This is a genomic window from Microcystis sp. M_QC_C_20170808_M3Col (assembly GCF_007095505.1).
Taxonomy (GTDB): domain Bacteria; phylum Cyanobacteriota; class Cyanobacteriia; order Cyanobacteriales; family Microcystaceae; genus Microcystis.
This window is the reverse complement of the sequence record NZ_SFBY01000076.1, coordinates 1-18,958: the sequence shown is the minus strand read 5'-3', so window position 1 is coordinate 18,958 and position 18,958 is coordinate 1. Positions and strand designations below refer to the sequence as shown.

The window sequence follows — 18,958 nt, the reverse complement described above, 5'->3', positions numbered from 1 at the left end:
AGCCATTGCTATTACTTTTTTAGTTATCAATCTTTCCACCCTGCTTCGGCAGGTTTTTTGGGCTTTTTTATGTCTGAAATGGAAAAACCGCACTTTTTCTCGGTCAATGATTATAATAAGTTATGACTTAGAAACTAATCAACAACTAAAGCTTATGCTTGTAGCTAAGTGAAATCATTGATTAAGAGACCTGTACTTTTCAATAACTTTTTCAGCAGACCCTAAATAAAATACGAATAAGACATGGCAGGGACGGGGATGCAAGGCTTGCGCCAACTACAACGTCTTTGCTACCAAGGTCTGCCCATTCCTCCCTTACGACCCTTACCTCGATGTCATCCCCCACCGGCCTGTGCTTCTCGTCGTAAACGGGAAGCCTTAGCTTGTCAAATTGAGTTTTCTCGGGTTACAGTTTTCTCGGGTTGAGGCTCAACTGACTTTTCTGCACCACTAAGCTACAAGAGGATTAAAGGCGGAGACCATGCTTCTTAAAATGATAGTAAGCAGCAAGACCAAATCCTAATGCAATGGTAAAAATTGGAGTAGTTCTTCCTTCCATTAATATGGATATTGACCATGCAAAAACTCCAGGCAAGACAGTTAGCAAAGCAGTCCGTTTTTTGGGAGCTAAAGTGCTAGGCTTTAGCAAAGCTTTTACATACAGCCAAGGGAATTTAACATAAAAAATATAAGCAAAAAAAGAAAATAAGACTAAGCCACCCTTGAGTAAAAACGTGAATATTCCAATATGACACCAGATAGTATCTTCATTATTTCTATTAGGCGCAAAAGTAACTGAGCCCATTCCTCTACCTACTATTAACTCGAAATCTTGCAGACCTTGAATTGCTCCAATAGCTTCTTCAACTCGTAATTCGGAGGAGCGATCTCCTTGTGAAATTTCTTCAAATCTCTTAAACACTGATAGATTCAAAAATGCTGAACTAACATCAAAACTGAATTCAATTGTCAACACAATTGCCAGGGATAAAAAAGTCCAAAACAGTATTTTCTTTAGTTTCTTAACACTTAAAATAGATGATGATTTGCTTATAATTCCATTAGATAATTTAAAAAGTAATGGAATGATTGAAGATAACAATAAAATACTTGTAGATACGATTACAAATCTCTTGGCAGCAATCAATCCCACAAAAAGGAAATTTATTCCAATTATTATCCAGAGTAGAATTGCCCAAGGCAATTTCTGCCTACCTATTATACCTATGGCAATCGCAAATGGTATTTGAAGAAAAATCAAATAAACAGTTTCCACGCCAGTATTTATTCTTTGTCCATATATACTTTCATTAATTGATATTCCTAAATTATTAATAGCTTGTATGTGAGCGAAGACAATCAGTAAAGTTGTAAGGACTAGATAGGCGACAAGTTGTAATTTTGGATTATAAGATTTAACTATCAAGCGAAACATAAATAAACCCAAATAAAACCCCCGAAAGACCGATAAATCAGCAATAATTGCCTCTAAATTATTGCCAAAGATTCTCCAGCCAATTACAGTATAAACAACAATGAAAAAAGTATATAAAAGAACAGTTTTACTAAGTAGCAACTTGCGTGACTCTTTGTCGAAATATAATGTCGTAGCAGCAGCAAGGATAAGAGGGGCTATTGACATTCCAGGAATAATAATTATATTCGCAGCTTTGGCTGAAGTTTCATCAATCGAGAAACCCCAGATTAAAATTAAAGAGAGACAGATATAAAAAACTGCGCTTATAATTATTTTAGTTACTTTTGATGATTGGCGATTGGGCGCAATACTTAAGGTTTGTAAATTAAAATTACTCATTAAATTACTCCAAATTAATTTCTATTTATAGATTACCAATAAATGCTTTCACCTGAGACTTAAATTCAACTAAAGAAGGAACGCCACGCAATAAGGGAATGTTCTTTTTAATAATTCGCATACCTTCTCTCAGAAACTTAGCCTGATATAAATAATTAGGTTTCATCGGCTGTGGCTTGGCTGGTCTATTATTATAGACATCAATAAATAATTCTAGCCATTCTTTAATAATTAATCGGTAGTCAAATTTCTCCCTGACAAAGTTAATCCCATTTTGCCCAAATTGTCTAGCTACATCAGGATTATCCAATAAATAAAGAATATTCCTTATTAAATCCCTATCACTCCTTCCCAATAATCCTGTTTTACCATGAACTACGGTATCGAGCAATCCCCATTTAGCGGCGGAAACAACGGGAGTACCGCAAGCCTGAATTTCCACCCCACTGATGCAGAAAGTTTCTGTACTTCCTGTAGGACTGACAACTCCCACGTCAGCAGTTTGCAAAATTTCAGTTTTCTCAGCACCTAGCAAGCCAGAAAAATGAACAGATTTTATTACATCACCATTCTCATCAGAAAGAAAGGGGCGTATGTAATTTGCTTCGTAAGTTTCTTCTGCCACTCCCCATTTCCCTAATTTTTGATTGCGGTTGTAGACTTTGCCACTGCCAATTACAATTAGCTTTGCTTCTGGCTTTTTTGCGAGGATGTGAGACCAAACTCTAGCAAGTACATGGAATTGTTTTGCCGGATCAAGACTTCCAAGATATACAACCGTATTTCTTTGTTTTATTATATCATTTTTTGAGGCATAAGTTTCAATATTAAATGGGTGAAAAATTCGAGTTGACTTTTCAAAAATTCTGTGATCTCGATACATATCTAATTCTTCTTGCCCGACACAAACATGACACTTAATTTGTGGACAATCTACCATGCGCTTCAATTCTTCGATAGTAGGGAAGTTGTCAGACCGAGCTATAGTTTTTACTTTCAATATGCATAATTTTTCATAGAGATCTTGAGTTAAAAATGAAGATCTAAAAATAAATATATCACATCCTTCAACTTCGCTTTTTGCTGCTGCATCAACGGCATCAACTATCTGACAAAATTGTAAAGATGGCGGCAATAATTCGGTAATGTTGGCAAGCAGTAAAATTTCAAGTCTATCTGGGTAAAATTTATTTAAATAATAAGCCGTAGCAATTTCAGAGAATTGAGTCCCCCCTAACCCAGGATTGCCTAGTTCTGGAAACCTGCAATCGACATTGGGATAGCCTTCGTTTTGGACGTAAAATCCTACTTTAATTTTTTTTGTCATTGCTTTAGATTTTTTTGCCTATCAAATAAAACATATTTTTATAAATGGGGCATTCAAAGTGATTCCATTTAAAATTTGGTAGTTTACTTTCGAGTGAATTAAAGTACTCAACATTATTGAAATCATGGAATTTAGGTTGGTATGCAATTAGTACATACTTAAATTTTGAGATAGATAATAGGCTCAAACTCTTGTCTAAGATCGTATGGACATTCACTCAAAGACCATGTAGCCATAAAGAGAGATTCATCCAAATTTATAACATTATCACTAACATTAGATGCTGCTCCAGAGAGCCATTTCAGGTTACTTAACGTTTCTGTATTAGGACAAGGTAGAAAAACATTTTTCAGATAAAATTTTTGAATGGCACACATTACTGGAAGATCGTAAATAAAATACTTGTTCGTATATCCAAGGTTTTTTAAAAGTCTAAAAAAACTACCATAGCCACCACCAAATTCAACAATTTCTTGGAGATGTAAGACATCAATATTTGTGTATTCCAAGAGTCTAATCAAATGATATCCATGCTGAATCAGCAGTGGACTGCTTAAAGGATAAGAGGTATCTAAAAATGGTTTTCCTACCGGGGATTCAGTGAGTGCATTCTGGATAGCTGCCGTAAATTTATCGGAACTGAATATGTAGTTTAAATACTGAAATGAGAGTCCAAACTGATTGGGATGTACTGTCCCAGTCATTTTGGGAAATCTCAAAAATTCAGATGGATCGCCATTTCTAAAACAAGATATTATCTCATTACAATAATTTCTCCATGCTTCAGATATTTTTGAATTACTAAGAGTGAAGTTGATTTCTTCGATCAAATTATCAACAAAATCAAGTTTTGGAGATTCATAATTATTGATCGACTTTGAAATTAGTCTTCTTTTAAGAGAATTTAGCTTTCTTGTGATTAAATTCATTATCTTTTTCTCTAAAGGCAGATATACAACATTAAGTTAACTGCTTGTCAACAACATCTTGATAACTGCCAGATTTAACCATGCGCCCCTTTTCCATCAAATAAACGCGATCGCAGTGTTCCACTGTTGACAGGCGGTGAGCGATGATAATCAAAGTCCTCGTCCCGGCGAGTGACTGAATGGACTCATTGACCAGCCGCTCTGTTTCATTATCCAATGCTGCTGTCGCTTCGTCAAGTACCAAAATTTCCCGCTGGTGGTATAGCGCACGAGCAATTCCTACCCGTTGGCGCTGTCCCCCCGACAGGCGCACCCCCCTTTCCCCCACTTCAGTCTTGATACCATGAGGAAGTTGCTCCACTAACTCTGTCAATTGAGCCGAAGCGATAGCCTGTTGCAGTCTCTCTCTATCAATCAGTGAATCAGGAACGCCAAAGGCAATATTTCTCTCAATTGTATCGTCAGTCAGAAAAATTGACTGCGGGATGTAGCCAATCAAATTCTGCCAGGAACGAATATTATCATAGATAGATACCCCGTCAACCTGGATGTCGCCGCTTTCAGGAATGAGTAGTCCGAGAATCACATCCACTAAAGTTGTCTTACCTGCTCCCGATTTGCCGATAAGTGCAATCGATTCACCTTTTTTAAGGCTCAATGATATATTTTCAATAGCTAACTTGGATGTGTTAGGATAGCGATAAGTTAGATGCTTCAGATCGACTAGATTATTAAAGGACATAGTGGAGGTTCTACTGGATTTTGAACCAACGAAGTTATCGAATGAAAGCAGCGGCTGAGTTGTTACCTCTTTGTCTGCTTCCTTCAAATCTGAGTAGAGTACTTCAACCGCATGAGTTCCAGTTTGCAATTGTCCAATTGCCGCTATAAGCTGGCTTGATGCGGGAATTAAACGAATTGAAGCGATTGCAAATACTGCCAGTGTTGACGTAATTTCTTGGAAATTTTGCTTCAGGAAGAGTTGAGAAATAGAAATAAAAAACATGACTACCAAAACCAAAAGAGTTTCAGTTAGGATGCGCGGCAGCATTTGAGCAGTATGTGATAAAGTATCTACCCTGGCATATTTTTGAGCCTGTACCTTCATCTGCGCCAGAAAGTAAGATTCACAGCCAATGATACGAGTTTCTTTGATACTCCCTAAACCGTGGTTTAGCAAGCGGATCATTTCCTGATTAGCTTCACTCGATTTTTGACCCCATTGCTTAAATTTATGCCTGAATTGATAAAACAGTAGGGATATGGGTAGGATTATCCCTAAAAGCATAATCAGTAGTAATATATTGGTTTGAGCCAGTAACCAAATGAGAACTGTTAAGACAATTAGATTAGATATACTGCTCAGCAATGGCAGCAGGCAATTGTGTAAAAAATGATGGGTCTCAAGAACAATATTCTTAATAAAGCTTGAAGTGTTTCTCTGCAAGTGAAAAGTATATCTAACTGTCAAATAAGCTTTCAGCAATCTTGTAAATAATTGTCCTCTTTGAATGTTACAAAAATCTCGGATATAGAACTGAGATAAAAAGTAAAGTAGCGACCTGAAACAGTATATTATAGCAATAACTAAACCGAGCAAGGCGACAAACTGCCCTGGAGATTGAAAGCCAAATTTAATATAACTCCAATCCAATACAGGTATTTTTTGAATGTAGCTCGGATTAGAAGCCAAGTTTAAAAAGGGAGCGATCAAGCTAATTCCTAAAACTTCTAAAATAGAGGAAAATATAAAGGTTATAATTAACCAAGGAAGTTGCTTTCTAACGCCTTTTAAAAGATACCAAACTTTTGATAAATAGGAGATCATTACTTGCTTACTAAATTTAATTTGCTTAAGTTGCTACAGTTTATTTATTGATTTAGAGTAAACAATGCCTGTAACTATCTTTGGATAATAATTTTAGCCTTTTGGTGGGCAATGCCATCCTACCTTTAATTTTGTCAAGGTACTTATAAATTGGTTCTTCGGCCTCCACGTCAATTCCCATTGCCTTCAGCTGTGCCGCCATGCGCTCTACCCTCCGTTCGGCTTGTTCGGCTCTTTCACGCTCCTGTTCGGCTCTTTCACGCTCCTGTTCAATCCGTTCACTCCCCCACAATAGTAAATTGCCTGATTGCTCCCACCAGCGCAACCAATGAGCCGTTACTGCTGCTTTTTTCCCCTGCCATACTCCTAGAAATAAACCGATTTCTGCCAGCCAGTAACGATGATTCTCATCCGCTTTTTGTAACTCATACTTGCCTGCTACTAAGCGATAAACTTCTAACTCTCCGGTTTGTGGTTGAAAAATAATATAGACAGGTACTTGTAAGATGCGCTCATAGAAATACCACTTGCCATAGGGATAGTGGGGATTGAGAGAATACTCCCCTCCCTCCGTTTCTGAGATGAATTCCATGACAATTGCTGGCACTTCCCCTGGTTCATCAGGGAGGACAAAATCCGCTGGCAATTTCTCCCAGGTAATGGGGGGTAAAGTATCAGAGATGCGAGGTGCTAATGGGATTGTCATTTAGGCTCTCGTGTGATGGTGGTTATGGCGGTTTAGCTTGTTATAAGAGCAAATGAGTATTGCCATTGGCAGGATAGCACATAATTTGTAACCGTTCAGGGGGGGTATGTCAAGCAGCCAGTGGCATTGACTAGGGTAACCGCACCTTATTCGGTAATTAAATATACAGACCATTTTACTTGTATGTGTATTTTGATTCGGATCGGAATTTTTGTCAATTCCCCAATATTTAAATCAAAAACGAGCATGAATTTAAAAACCTTGTTTTTCTAAGGATTTCATCACCGAGCTAGAAACAACTTTGCCCATTTGATAGACTAAACGGTTGTTTGATTAGTTGCATAAAGTTTGAATCGTAATTTTATATCTTGTAGAATAATCCTCAGCAGATAAGTCAAGTTATCAAGCAATTTAGACATATTTTTTGATGCTTGTATTCTAATTTTTTTACTCTACACCAGCGATACAGATGCTGAGTTCTCAATGAAGATAATCTATTTCAGCATCCTTGTCAACCCAGAGGGTTAATTTGGGCAATTCTCAAGATAGTTGCTCAACTATCTCACTTAATTGAGCATATTAACCAGACAAACAGCTTTTACTGGTTTTAAAGCTGTTTTTAGCCATTAATAAACTGTTTTTCTCGGCTTTATCCGTTAATTCTGTCTGCTTGTCCTAATTCTCCCCCTTTGCCTTCAAAAAATTCTTGGTCATCTAACCGATTAATTATCCATTCCTGATTGTAGAATAGCTACCTATGGATGTTCTGATTTGTCGGGAGGATTATCAGCAAGCTGGACTATAATACGGAGCAGGACAAAAGTTAGCAGTTCTCGAAAAACTAGAGTTGCCATTGTAGCATGGTGTTATGATGAAGCGGTAATTAATCGAGCCAGATTGCTACCGCAACATCTTTTAAACCGCATCCACAGGGAAACCCGTAGTTTGGCTTTTTCGGCTATGATCCTTGCATAGCAATACTTTTAAGGGTTAATGACCTGCCAGTGAAATTCCAGTTCTCTAGCTGGTTGCGGTTTATATCCTTAAAGTGTCCCGAAGTCAATCTCAGCTTTAGAGGTCATGTTCCTGACTCTATAAGGGTTTGAGGCTATTTTAAATAGATACCATGTTTTTGGACAAATTCCCAAATTATTCTCAAGCTATACTGGCATACTAGATGCGGTCTAATACAGTTATCCCTTGACTATTTGATTAATGATGAACAACCAACAAAACGGGGCTTTGAAAACCCAAAGCCAAGGAAATCTGCCAGTTTTTGCTCAACCGGCTTTTATCCCCTCCCCGACGCAGGAAGAAGAAGAACTCAACCTGCGTCAAGTCCTTTCTGTGGTCAAGCATCGCTGGTTGATAATCGCTGGCATCACCCTAGGGGTGACAAGTGCGATCGCTACTTATACTTTCTTAAAAACCCCTATCTATCAAGGTAGATTCCTGCTGCTCATCGGTCAACCGATTGAGGAAAATAAAAGTTCTTCGAGACTGGCAGCCCAAGATATCCTACCTCAGCTAGGTGGTGAAGACATCGATTATGATACCCAAATCGCTGTTTTAACCAGTCCTCAACTCCTTAACCCCATCCTTAGTAAAATAACCCCTAAGTATCCCGATTTTACCTACAGTGATTTAATTAGTAAAACTGGCAAATCTGATCTCGAAATTAGTCAATTAAAAGAGACGAAAGTTTTAGAAATTTCCTATCAAGATGCGGAACCAGAAAAAATCAAGCTGGTTTTAGACAATTTAGCCCGTCATTACCTAAACTATAGTTCTCAGGAACGCAAGACCGAAATTAATCAAGGCTTGGATTTTGTTAACGCTCAATTGCCCGTGCTGCAGGAACGAGTTAATTCTCTACAAAAACAAATGCAGCAATTCCGGCAGCAATACAATTTCCTGGATCCTGACAAGGAAGCCATTCGTTTATCGCAACAGTTAACCACTACTGAACAAGATTATCGGGCAGCCCAAGTCGCCCTTAACGAAATTAAATCTCGCTATCAAGCTTTACAGCAACAGGTGGGATTGGCCCCTAATCAAGCAATTATCGCCACTTATCTCAGTGAATCTCCCGGTTATCAAGATTTGCTCAAGCAGTTGCAAGAAGTGGAAGTGGAATTGGCGAAACAATCGGCAGTTTTTGCCAAGGATAGCCCGATAATCGCCACCCTAGAGGAAAAAAGAGCCAATTTACTGCCCCTACTGCAAAACGAAGCACAGAGAACCCTAGGGGAAAAACTGCCCCAGACAGTGGGTAATTCCCCGGCTTTGGTGTCACGAAGCGCTCTGCGGGTGGAATTAACCCAACAATTGGTGGAGGCCGCTAACAGTCGCCAAACCCTAGAAATTAAGGTAGAATCCCTTGCCCAAGCCCTGGAACAACAGAAAGCCTCGGTCAAAAACCTAGCCGTACTATCCCGTCGTTATACGGATTTGCAGCGAGAATTGGAAATCGCCACCACCAGTCTCGGCCGTTTTCTAGAGGAACAACAAAAACTCCAACTCAAGGTGGCACAACAAGTGGTGCCTTGGCAACTAATTTCTCCACCAGAAGTAGAGGAAGATTTCGTTTCTCCTAAACCCGTGCGAAATCTGGCTTTGGGGCTTATCGGTGGACTGTTGCTAGGTATAGGGGCGGCCTTTTTAGCTGAAAGATTAGACCCCGTTCATCACAGTGCAGATGAACTAAAAGAAGATACCAAACTACCCCTTTTAGGTGCAATTCCTTGGCAAAAAGACCTCGGTACGATCGAAAAAGTGAACACCGCCCTACCCCAGTTAACAGTCGGCGATCGCAAAATTACTATCCCTAATACTACTGCCAAATCAGCCAACGAAAACCCCTACTACTATAATTTCTCCCCCTTCTCGGAGGCTTTCCACACTCTTAACACCAATATTCGCCTCCTCGGTTCCGATTCCCCCCTCAAGTCCCTCGTGATTAGTTCTCTATCACCGGGAGATGGTAAAACCACTATGGCAATCAATATCGCTAAGGCGGCCGCTCGTATGGGACAAAGAGTCTTATTGGTGGATGCCGACCTGCGACGACCCCAGATTCACCTGCGACTTAATCTCGATAACGACCACGGCCTTAGTAATGTCCTCGCCGAGGGTCTCGATTGGAACGAGGCCGTTCAATCCCTACCCCGCCACGAGAATTTATCGATTCTTACCGCCGGTTCAATTCCCCCGGATCCAACCCGCTTGCTTTCTTCCCAGAGAATGCAGGAGATGATCTCACAATTACAGCAAAACCACCTCTTCGATCTAATTATCTACGATCTACCACCGATCGCCGCCTTTGCCGATGCCAAAATTCTCGCCGCCATGGCCACTGGCCTAATTCTCGTCACCAAACTGGGCAAAACCGATCGCTTTGCGCTTAAAAATCTGCTGGAAGACCTGAAATTATCCCACATTTCCGTGTTAGGTTTAGTGGCTAATAATGTTAGTCGGAAAGACCACAATTATCGTTACTATGGCCATTACTACGGCAAAAGATAATTAAATCTCATCTCAGTTACTATTTATCAGTTATCAACTTTTAATTGATGTTAAATGCGGGTTTTAATTTGGTATCGCAATGATCTGCGGGTTCACGATCACGAGGCAATTTATCGCGCTATTCAAGAACAATTAGAGATAATTCCCTTCTATTGTTTTGATGAGCGTCAATTTGGTCTTACTTCCTACGGGTTTCCCAAAACAGGCAAGTTCCGGGCTAAATTTTTATTAGAAAGCGTAGCAAATTTACGACAATCTCTGGAAAGTTTAGGCGGTAATTTAATTATCCGACGGGGAAAACCAGAAGAAATTATCCCGCAATTAGTTCAAGAATTGCAGATAGCCAGGGTTTATTATCATCAAGAGGTAACAGCAGAGGAATTAGCGGTAGAAAAAGCGGTAAATAAGGCTTTATCTGGGGTTCCTGTGCAGATAAAAACTTTTTGGACAGCCACTTTATATCATCCTGATGATTTACCTTTTACCATTAATCAATTACCAGAATTATTTACTAATTTTCGTAAACAAGTAGAACGTCATTGGCAAATAAGAACAACTTATCCCACGCCGAAAAAGTTGACAAAATTGCCTAAAATAGAGTTGGGAAACCTTCCCAGTTTAAACGATTTAGGCGTAACAGAACTAATTTTAGACTGGCGAGGTGTTTTGTCGTTTCAAGGGGGTGAAATGGCAGGAAAATCACGGGTTAAGGAATATATTTGGGATAGTGATTCCTTAAAAACCTATAAGGAAACCCGCAATGAAATGTTAGGGACTAATTATTCCTCAAAATTCTCAGCTTGGTTAAGTTTTGGCTGTCTTTCCCCCCGTTATATCTATGAGGAAGTACAAAAATATGAGGAAACAAGAGTAAAAAATGACTCTACCTATTGGCTAATTTTTGAATTATTATGGCGAGATTTTTTCCGATTTATTGGCAGTAAACACGGTAATACAATCTTCTATAAATCTGGTTTGCAAGGACTTAATTTACCTTGGTTAGAAGATTGGGAAAGATTTAATCTCTGGTGTGAGGGAAAAACCGGTTATCCCCTTGTAGATGCTAATATGAGAGAATTAGCCGCTACAGGATTTATGTCAAATCGTGGCCGGCAAAATGTCGCTAGTTTTCTGACCAAAAATCTCGGTATTGATTGGTGTATGGGAGCAGAATGGTTCGAGTCGTTATTAGTTGATTACGATGTCTGTAGTAATTGGGGTAATTGGAATTACACTGCTGGTGTCGGCAATGACGCGCGAGCATTTCGTTATTTTAATATCCCTAAACAGTCGAGAGATTATGATCCCAAAGGTGATTATTTACGTCACTGGTTGCCCGAATTAGCCGCAATAAAGGGCGATAAAATTCACGAACCTTATAAATTATCTCCAGAGGAACAAAAGCGTTATGGGGTGATTTTAGGGGTTAATTATCCTCGTCCCATTGTCGATTTTTTTCAATCCATCAAACACAACGAAAAAATTTATCTTCAGCATTTCAGTAATCAGTAATCACTGATTAAGACATTTCTAACATTCTTTGAATCGGCAACAGTGCCTTAACTCTTAAATCTTCAGAAATAGTAATTTCTGGAGTTTTATCTCGCATACAGAGATACAATTTTTCGAGAGTGTTCAGTCTCATGTAGGGACACTCATTACAAGCACAGTTATTTAAAGCTGGTGCGGGGATAAATAGTTTCTCTGGGGCGGATTTTTGCATCTGGTGAATAATCCCCGGTTCTGTGGCGACAATAAAGGTTTTTTCGGAACTTTTCAGGGAATAATTTAATAGTGCCGTCGTGGAACCAATATAATCGGCATGGCGTAAAACCGATGCTTCACACTCAGGATGGGCGATAATTTTTGCTTCTGGATGGGCGACTTTTAATTCTATTATCTTGCGTTCGGAAAAAGTTTCATGGACAATACAACTACCCTGCCAGAGAACTAAATCTCTACCAGTTTGCTGACTGACGTAACGGCCTAAATTGCGATCGGGAGCGAAGATAATCGGTTGATGGGCAGGGATTTGATTAACTATTTTGACTGCGTTGGAACTGGTGCAGATAATATCACTCATGGCCTTAATTTCTGCACTGCAATTGATATAGGAAATCACGATATGATCGGGATATTGGGCTTTAAAACGAGCAAAATCTTCAGGATGACAACTATCAGCTAAAGAACATCCTGCATCTAAATCCGGCAGCAATACCAACTTATCTGGGTTTAAGATTTTAGCTGTTTCTGCCATGAAGTGAACCCCCGCAAATACGATCACATCTGCTGGCGTTCGGGCAGCCTGTTGGGATAAACCGAGAGAATCACCAATATAATCAGCTATATCCTGTATGTCAGAATTTTGATAGTAGTGAGCCAGAATAACGGCGTTTAATTCCTGTTTAAGCTCTTTAATTGCCGTAAATAGGTCATCAGGTAAGCTCGATCGATTGGCGGGTTGAACAGTTGTGAACACGGTACGACTTATGGTTATTTTTACCAAATACTAAACAAGTCCCTACATCATAGCAAATTTTTTTTAAGGAGAGTGAGGAAATGGGGAAGTGGGGGGCAACTTTGATTTATTATCCTGAATTCTGTCTCCTAACCCCTAACCCCTAATCCCTAATCCCCATCCCCTATCAATGCTAGGATAAAGGCTTGAGTAGAGAACGATCGAGCGAAAGCCATGTCATCGACAGAAGTAAAAACCCCACCCCCAGACAGTCCTGAATTCCTCGATGAGTTACCCGGAGAAGTGGAAATGTCCTTATTTGACCACTTGGAGGAGTTGCGGCGCCGGATTTTTTATAGTTTAATTGCCGTGGCTGTGGGTGCGGTGGGATGTTTTATCTTCGTTAAACCCCTAGTACAAGTGCTGGAAGTCCCTGCTCAAGGGGTAAAATTTTTGCAGTTGGCCCCGGGAGAATTTTTTTTCGTCTCCCTAAAAGTAGCTGGATATAGCGGCATACTGGTGGCTAGTCCCGTCATTCTCTTACAAATTATTCTCTTTGTGCTGCCGGGGTTAACCCGTCGCGAACGGCGTTTAATTGTCCCGGTAGTGTTAGGATCGAGTGTTTTATTTTTTGCTGGTTTATTTTTTGCCTATATTGCCCTGATTCCCGCCGCTTTAAACTTTTTTGTGAGTTATGGGGCGGAAGTGGTCGAACAAGCTTGGTCGATCGAGCGCTATTTTGAATTTGTCTTACTTTTACTTTTTAGTACCGGCATCGCCTTTCAAATTCCCGTTATTCAATTGATTTTGAGCTTTTTAGGCATTATTTCCTCGCAAACGATGTTATCGGGGTGGCGTTTCGTGGTTTTGGGTGCGGTGATTTTAGGCGCGATTTTAACCCCTTCCACAGATCCTCTCACCCAATCCCTGTTAGCAGGGGCGGTCTTGGGTCTATACTTTGGGGGGATTGGGGTAGTGAAATTAACGGGACGTTAGCAGTTTTTTGATAGAATTTGACGGCTGAAAACTAATTAAGCCAGAAAGCTAGAGATTGATTCTAGATTGAGTAACAAAGTGAAATATTTTTTCTTAACGGCAGGTTGGACAATAGGACGGGTGTGGGAATTTGGCGGTTTGTGGGATCACGCGAGTAGTTGGCGACGACCACCGCAGATAGAGCGATTAAATATCGGTATTTTAGAGGGAGAACAGGTTTTATGGCTTTATAAGGTGGAAGAAGCCGTGATTATGGTAGAAGTTGCCCCCAAGAGTGCAGAAATTGCCGATACTGTCCCCACCATCGGGCAAGTGGTGCTAAAACGCTTGATTAGTGCCGAACAAGTCCTCGAAATCCTGCAAAATGCCGAAGAAGTGCTGAGGAAGTAATCAGTGATCAGTGATCAGTGATCACTGATCACTGATCACTGATCAGACCTTGTTGGATAATATCTTTAGGCTTTTTTGAAATCAAAAAGTGCCATTTCTTGGAGTGGTCGGGGGGAAAATTCCGGGACTTTTTCCCCGAAAATTAGGTAATTGACCCTCTGAAAATGGGTAAAACCCTACACCCTACACCCCACACCCCACACCCTACCCCCAGGAAAAACTTTTTGCCGCAGACCCTAAATAGCATTAACAGTGCTGTCTTTTTACTGATTACTGTTTACTGTTTACTGATCACTGAAAAAAGCTCCCCACACCCCATCACCGGCGTTCCCTTATTTGGACTATTCTGGCGGAAGACCGATCGCAAAGACTTGAAATCTGTTCTAACAATAGTTACACTTCTTTAGAATAGATACACTTTTCAAGGGATAATGTAGGTCGGCTAACTCTTGCACTTAACCGTCGAGATTGTTGGGCTTATATTTGACCCTGAATATAAAAAGCGTCTAAGTGGACACTAAATTGTCAATAGGAGGAGCGTAGTCAATGGGACTACCTTGGTATCGAGTACACACAGTCGTTCTCAACGACCCGGGCCGTTTAATTTCCGTTCACCTGATGCACACCGCACTGGTAGCGGGTTGGGCTGGCTCCATGGCCCTCTATGAGCTAGCTATTTTCGACCCCAGTGACCCCGTATTAAACCCGATGTGGCGGCAAGGAATGTTCGTGCTGCCCTTCATGGCCCGTTTAGGTGTCACCGGTTCATGGGGTGGCTGGAGCGTCACCGGCGAAACTGGTGTTGACCCCGGTTTCTGGTCTTTTGAAGGCGTTGCCGCCGCTCATATCGTCTTATCCGGTCTGCTATTCCTAGCGGCGGTTTGGCACTGGGTTTTCTGGGATTTAGAATTATTTATCGATCCCCGCACGGGCGAATCTGCGCTCGATTTGCCGAAAATGTTCGGTATTCACCTGTTCTTATCCGGTTTACTTTGTTTTGGTTTCGGTGCTTTCCATCAAACAGGCCTTTGGGGTCCCGGGATGTGGGTTTCCGATGCCTACGGTTTAACTGGTCATGTGCAGCCCGTAGCTCCCGAATGGGGACCGGCTGGTTTTAACCCCTTTAACCCCGGTGGTGTGGTAGCTCACCACATTGCTGCGGGTATCGTCGGGATTATCGCCGGTTTATTCCATTTAACCGTTCGTCCCCCCGAAAGACTCTATAAAGCCCTGAGAATGGGTAATATCGAAACGGTGCTTTCTAGCAGTATCGCCGCCGTTTTCTTTGCCGCTTTCGTCGTGGCCGGAACCATGTGGTACGGTAATGCTACCACCCCGATCGAACTCTTTGGCCCCACCCGTTACCAATGGGATAAGGGCTATTTCCAAGAAGAAATTGAGCGTCGCGTCGAGGCCAGCATCGCCAACGGAGCCACCATCGCCGAAGCTTACCAAGCAATCCCTGAAAAACTGGCTTTCTATGATTATGTCGGTAATAGCCCCGCTAAAGGTGGTTTATTCCGTACTGGTGCCATGGATAGCGGTGACGGTATCGCTAAATCTTGGTTAGGACACCCCGTGTTCAAAGATGGCGAAGGTCGCGTTCTCAGCGTGCGTCGGATGCCTAACTTCTTTGAAACCTTCCCCGTTGTCCTGACCGACTCGGAAGGTATCGTTCGCGCCGATATTCCCTTCCGTCGTGCGGAATCGAAACTGAGTATCGAACAAAGTGGTGTCATCGTTTCTTTCTACGGTGGCGCTCTCGATGGTCAGGTCTTCAGCGATCCTGCTGATGTGAAGAAATTTGCCCGTAAAGCGCAACTCGGTGAAGCTTTCGAGTTTGACACCGAAACCCTCAAGTCTGACGGGGTATTCCGCACTTCTCCCAGAGGTTGGTTTACTTTCGGTCATGCTGTCTTTGCTTTACTATTCTTCTTCGGTCACATCTGGCACGGTTCTCGTACCATCTACCGCGACGTATTCGCCGGGGTAGATCCCGATCTGGAAGAACAAGTGGAATTCGGTTTATTCCAAAAATTGGGTGATCTTAGCACTCGTAAACAAGAAGTTTAGTTTTAGCTAAATCATCCATATAACTAAAGGAGTCAAGTCTTTGACTCCTTTTTTTGTTAATTATTAGCTCTCCTGCAAACGGGACAATAAATCCTGTTTAAAAGGTATAGGAAAGTGGGGTGTAGGGTGTGGGGAGAAACAATTGATAACTTGAGAGTTAATCACACTATTAAAAACGGATTTGGTATTAAAGTTCGATCGAGCATTACTTTTAACAAATAACTCAAAAAACCGCCAGTTTAAAGAAATAACTAGCGGCTTTTTGCTGGGGAAAATTACCCGTAATGGAATTACAGAGAGGAACCTAAACCAGCGTAAGCTCCGTAGAAGAAAAGACCAACCACGGCGATAACGCCTAGACCAGCGATGGTGGCGACTAACCACAAAGGAATACGACCTTCTGCGAACATGAATAACACCTCCTAATTGCGATGACAATAAATCGGGACTAATTAGTTAAAGAAATAGCTGGAAAATAAAATTCCCAAGACAGCAACTAGGAGTAAACCTAGGTAAAGAGAAGTACGATTTAACTCGACAGCTTGCCGATTCGGATTAGGTGTTCTTTCCATAATTGTTCTCCTAGCGTTGAATAAACTGCATTGCCGCAATTGCACCGATAAAGAAGACAGTGGGGACCGCTAAGGTATGAACTGCCAACCAGCGAACGGTGAAAATGGGGTAAGAAATGGGTTGATTGGGATTACCACTAGCCATTGTTTTTATCCTTAATTAAAGTAAACTACTGATTAAACTGCTCGATTTGATTTTTGGCCTCAAAGCGATCATTAATGATCGGTAATTCTTGACGCTCTTGAGTGTAATACTCATCGGGACGGGGAGTGCCAAAAACATCGTAAGCTAAACCGGTACTCACGAATAACCAACCTGCGATAAAGAGCATGGGGATGGTGATGCTATGGATAATCCAGTAACGAATACTGGTAACGATATCGCCAAAAGGACGTTCGCCGGTACTACCTGACATGGACGGTTCTCCTCGGAATGATAGGACTTGAAAAATTCAATCTCTATAATAGAGACTTTCTTGACCCTGACACAAGTTTTAGGCCGGTTCGCTAGGGGGATTATATTTCAGTAAAACCCCATTTTGTCCCAAGACAAAACCCTTGTCGGAATTGATAAAAACAATTCGATAGAGATTGGAGGGGACACTTTCCACAGCGCGATCTTTTTGCCAAGATTGGCCGCTGTCATGACTGACCAAGAGATTGCCGCTACCACCAGCGATCCAAATTTCTTCGGGGCTGCGGTAGTTGAGGTCCAAAAGTCCCCAACTGGTGGAAAACTCCGGGAATACCTTATCTTCCCATGTATCGAGATCATTGGGGCTAGTAAATTGTAGTTGACCACCCCGGGCCAGGGCCCACAGTTCCCCTTTTTCACCATAACCGACTTTTTGTAAGCGGCGGGAAGAAAGACGATTGTGGGGTTGCCATTCTGTTGACCCCGGTTCCCAAGTGGAATAAAAGTTCCCGCGTGCGGAAACGGCCACGTATTTACCATCATGGGAACGAACAATTGTCCGGGCCACACCCACAGCACCTTCCACTAAAGCTTGCCAAGTTTTGCCCCCGTCTTTGGTGCGGTAGATAGCACCTAAATCCGTGACCATTTCGGCGGTTTTGTCGTTCAGGGCGATAATTCCGTAGGGGGAACCGGGTAATTTTTCACTTAAGGGAATACGGGACCAGCTGCTGCCCCCGTCTTCGCTATGGAGAAGAATTGAGGGTTTACCGACAATCCAACCCTCTTGGTTGTGGAAACTGACGGCGCTAAAGCTAACTTTTTCGTCGCCAAGGTTGAGGACTTTTTGCTGCCAGTTGTTCCCCCCATCGCTGGTTTCAAAGAGGGTAGATTTGGTTCCCACTAACCAACCGTGCTGCAGGTCGTCGGTAAAGGCGATATCGGCAAAAGTAGAGTCGGTGTCGAGGGTGAGGATTTGCCAAGGGCTATTGCTCAGGGATGGCACACTACTACAGCTAAAGCAGAAAAAGGCTACAGCTAGAACTATTACGAATTGTTTCAGTTTTCTCATCAATGGTTCAGAGTTATTGGTCAAGGAATCGGGACGGATTAGGGTTTGTACCCGATGGGTTACAGGCTCATAAGAGCCGTTAGATTTAAAGATAATGAGTGCTTGAGTTAGTTTAAACCATATAAACTAATAAAGAAAACAAATCCTAGCGCTAAAGCCCCGAAAATCAAAATATTTTTTTGCGCGGGAGTGAGACGGTTGACTCCAAAACCATAGCTAAGATTTTCTTGGAATCCCGAAGGAGCATCTTTAGCTCCGATGTTGATAAATTGGGAACGACGCACACCACACACGGGACAGCGCCACGTTTCTGGCAATTCCTCGAAGGGGGTTCCAGCGGGAGTGTTGGTTTTACTATCTCCCTTGCTGGGGTCGTAAACGTAGCCGCAGGAGCGACATTCGTGGTTGGCAGGGGCCTGGTCGGCTAGGGTTAGTTCTGGTGGGCGATCGCTCATGACTAAGATTAAAGGAATTTTCAACACTCTGTTACAAATTATCCTTGAAAATTGACCCCTCTCACGGGCAAGCCCTGACAGAATACCAAGTTTTCAAGTCTTAAAAGGATTAGCGAGGCAGCATATCGGCTTTAAAAAAAGTAAGATTAATCTATTAGGGCTTAAATGTCTATTAAAACTTTATTAAGTTGATATTTGGGCTATTTACCCTGATTTTAGTACTCAAATTTATTCCGAGAAATTGAGAAATTTCCGGCAGGGAAGAAATTAGGGGTCTGATAGTTAGTAAAAGTATAGTCAAATATAGACAGACTGAATTCCATTTCAGAAATTCCCTTCACTTTTACTTCGAGAGATTGATTCTCCTTGGGTGAACTACGCACCTCTCTATCCCAT

17 protein-coding genes and 2 pseudogenes are annotated in these 18,958 nt (G+C 41.6%); 6 read left to right on the top strand and 13 right to left on the bottom strand.

What is annotated here, in order from left to right; all coding sequences use genetic code 11:
• Positions 1-172, top strand: a pseudogene (locus tag EWV84_RS03990) (IS5/IS1182 family transposase); the annotation flags it as partial.
• 294 nt (positions 173-466) lie between these two features.
• Here the strand turns inward: EWV84_RS03990 and EWV84_RS03980 are convergent.
• The 5 genes and pseudogenes from EWV84_RS03980 to EWV84_RS03960 form a co-directional block, all read right to left on the bottom strand.
• On the bottom strand, positions 467-1,816 hold the full coding sequence (locus tag EWV84_RS03980; RefSeq protein ID WP_287076586.1) for a hypothetical protein: 1,350 nt from the start codon (positions 1,814-1,816) through the stop codon (positions 467-469).
• 25 nt (positions 1,817-1,841) lie between these two features.
• Entirely contained in the window at positions 1,842-3,143 is a 1,302-nt protein-coding gene (locus EWV84_RS03975) for a glycosyltransferase family 4 protein (RefSeq protein ID WP_287076585.1), read from the bottom strand.
• 158 nt (positions 3,144-3,301) lie between these two features.
• Complete coding sequence (locus EWV84_RS03970) at positions 3,302-4,072, bottom strand: hypothetical protein (protein WP_287076583.1); 771 nt, start codon at positions 4,070-4,072, stop codon at positions 3,302-3,304.
• A gap of 31 nt (positions 4,073-4,103) precedes the next feature.
• Positions 4,104-5,900 carry an ABC transporter ATP-binding protein gene (locus tag EWV84_RS03965; RefSeq protein WP_287076581.1) on the bottom strand — a complete coding sequence of 599 codons (1,797 nt, stop codon included), beginning with the start codon at positions 5,898-5,900 and terminating at the stop codon, positions 4,104-4,106.
• Between the two features lie 157 nt (positions 5,901-6,057).
• Positions 6,058-6,606: pseudogene (locus EWV84_RS03960) on the bottom strand (Uma2 family endonuclease); the annotation flags it as partial.
• Positions 6,607-7,821: 1,215 nt separating this feature from the next.
• Between EWV84_RS03960 and EWV84_RS03955 the strand changes: the two are divergent.
• Both EWV84_RS03955 and EWV84_RS03950 read left to right on the top strand, forming a co-directional pair.
• Positions 7,822-10,131: a GumC family protein gene (locus tag EWV84_RS03955; RefSeq protein WP_287076578.1), complete on the top strand. Its 2,310-nt coding sequence runs from the start codon at positions 7,822-7,824 to the stop codon at positions 10,129-10,131.
• A 54-nt stretch (positions 10,132-10,185) separates the two neighbouring features.
• Positions 10,186-11,643: a DASH family cryptochrome gene (locus tag EWV84_RS03950; protein WP_287076577.1), complete on the top strand. Its 1,458-nt coding sequence runs from the start codon at positions 10,186-10,188 to the stop codon at positions 11,641-11,643.
• A gap of 7 nt (positions 11,644-11,650) precedes the next feature.
• On the opposite strand, the gene nadA is transcribed toward EWV84_RS03950, so the two are convergent.
• On the bottom strand, positions 11,651-12,610 hold the full coding sequence (gene nadA / locus EWV84_RS03945) for a quinolinate synthase NadA (RefSeq protein WP_287076576.1): 960 nt from the start codon (positions 12,608-12,610) through the stop codon (positions 11,651-11,653).
• Between the two features lie 213 nt (positions 12,611-12,823).
• On the opposite strand from nadA, the gene tatC reads away from it, so the two are divergent.
• From tatC to psbB, 3 genes are all read left to right on the top strand, one after another.
• Entirely contained in the window at positions 12,824-13,585 is a 762-nt protein-coding gene (tatC, locus tag EWV84_RS03940) for a twin-arginine translocase subunit TatC (protein ID WP_002783793.1), read from the top strand.
• A gap of 78 nt (positions 13,586-13,663) precedes the next feature.
• Entirely contained in the window at positions 13,664-13,975 is a 312-nt protein-coding gene (locus tag EWV84_RS03935) for a hypothetical protein (protein ID WP_002798470.1), read from the top strand.
• Positions 13,976-14,521: 546 nt separating this feature from the next.
• A complete protein-coding gene (gene psbB / locus EWV84_RS03930; RefSeq protein WP_287076575.1) occupies positions 14,522-16,048 on the top strand; it encodes a photosystem II chlorophyll-binding protein CP47 in 1,527 nt (508 codons plus the stop codon).
• 290 nt (positions 16,049-16,338) lie between these two features.
• On the opposite strand, the gene EWV84_RS03925 is transcribed toward psbB, so the two are convergent.
• The 7 genes from EWV84_RS03925 to EWV84_RS03895 all read right to left on the bottom strand — a co-directional run.
• Positions 16,339-16,458 carry a photosystem II reaction center protein J gene (locus EWV84_RS03925; protein WP_045362404.1) on the bottom strand — a complete coding sequence of 40 codons (120 nt, stop codon included), beginning with the start codon at positions 16,456-16,458 and terminating at the stop codon, positions 16,339-16,341.
• 42 nt (positions 16,459-16,500) lie between these two features.
• The gene (gene psbL / locus EWV84_RS03920; RefSeq protein ID WP_002735805.1) at positions 16,501-16,620 is read right to left on the bottom strand and encodes a photosystem II reaction center protein PsbL; all 120 of its coding nucleotides are present in this window, start codon (positions 16,618-16,620) and stop codon (positions 16,501-16,503) included.
• A gap of 10 nt (positions 16,621-16,630) precedes the next feature.
• A complete protein-coding gene (gene psbF / locus EWV84_RS03915) occupies positions 16,631-16,765 on the bottom strand; it encodes a cytochrome b559 subunit beta (RefSeq protein WP_002736175.1) in 135 nt (44 codons plus the stop codon).
• Between the two features lie 25 nt (positions 16,766-16,790).
• Complete coding sequence (gene psbE, locus EWV84_RS03910; RefSeq protein ID WP_002749269.1) at positions 16,791-17,036, bottom strand: cytochrome b559 subunit alpha; 246 nt, start codon at positions 17,034-17,036, stop codon at positions 16,791-16,793.
• Positions 17,037-17,114: 78 nt separating this feature from the next.
• Entirely contained in the window at positions 17,115-18,107 is a 993-nt protein-coding gene (locus tag EWV84_RS03905) for a photosynthesis system II assembly factor Ycf48 (RefSeq protein ID WP_287076574.1), read from the bottom strand.
• Between the two features lie 107 nt (positions 18,108-18,214).
• Positions 18,215-18,562, bottom strand: coding sequence for a rubredoxin (locus tag EWV84_RS03900; RefSeq protein WP_002736293.1), 348 nt, complete (start codon positions 18,560-18,562; stop codon positions 18,215-18,217).
• A gap of 215 nt (positions 18,563-18,777) precedes the next feature.
• Positions 18,778-18,958 (bottom strand): hypothetical protein (locus EWV84_RS03895; RefSeq protein ID WP_287076573.1); only part of this gene is annotated, 181 nt, incomplete at its 5' end.

Excerpts from the sequence above, each read along its gene's own strand:
- EWV84_RS03980 (WP_287076586.1), bottom strand. The coding sequence starts at position 1,816 with ATGAGTAATTTTAATTTACAAACCTTAAGTATTGCGCCCAATCGCCAA.
- EWV84_RS03975 (WP_287076585.1), bottom strand. The coding sequence starts at position 3,143 with ATGACAAAAAAAATTAAAGTAGGATTTTACGTCCAAAACGAAGGCTAT.
- EWV84_RS03970 (WP_287076583.1), bottom strand. The coding sequence starts at position 4,072 with ATGAATTTAATCACAAGAAAGCTAAATTCTCTTAAAAGAAGACTAATT.
- EWV84_RS03965 (WP_287076581.1), bottom strand. The coding sequence starts at position 5,900 with ATGATCTCCTATTTATCAAAAGTTTGGTATCTTTTAAAAGGCGTTAGA.
- EWV84_RS03955 (WP_287076578.1), top strand. The coding sequence starts at position 7,822 with ATGATGAACAACCAACAAAACGGGGCTTTGAAAACCCAAAGCCAAGGA.
- EWV84_RS03950 (WP_287076577.1), top strand. The coding sequence starts at position 10,186 with ATGCGGGTTTTAATTTGGTATCGCAATGATCTGCGGGTTCACGATCAC.
- tatC (WP_002783793.1), top strand. The coding sequence starts at position 12,824 with ATGTCATCGACAGAAGTAAAAACCCCACCCCCAGACAGTCCTGAATTC.
- psbB (WP_287076575.1), top strand. The coding sequence starts at position 14,522 with ATGGGACTACCTTGGTATCGAGTACACACAGTCGTTCTCAACGACCCG.
- EWV84_RS03925 (WP_045362404.1), bottom strand. The coding sequence starts at position 16,458 with ATGTTCGCAGAAGGTCGTATTCCTTTGTGGTTAGTCGCCACCATCGCT.
- psbL (WP_002735805.1), bottom strand. The coding sequence starts at position 16,620 with ATGGAAAGAACACCTAATCCGAATCGGCAAGCTGTCGAGTTAAATCGT.
- psbF (WP_002736175.1), bottom strand. The coding sequence starts at position 16,765 with ATGGCTAGTGGTAATCCCAATCAACCCATTTCTTACCCCATTTTCACC.
- psbE (WP_002749269.1), bottom strand. The coding sequence starts at position 17,036 with ATGTCAGGTAGTACCGGCGAACGTCCTTTTGGCGATATCGTTACCAGT.
- EWV84_RS03905 (WP_287076574.1), bottom strand. The coding sequence starts at position 18,107 with ATGAGAAAACTGAAACAATTCGTAATAGTTCTAGCTGTAGCCTTTTTC.
- EWV84_RS03900 (WP_002736293.1), bottom strand. The coding sequence starts at position 18,562 with ATGAGCGATCGCCCACCAGAACTAACCCTAGCCGACCAGGCCCCTGCC.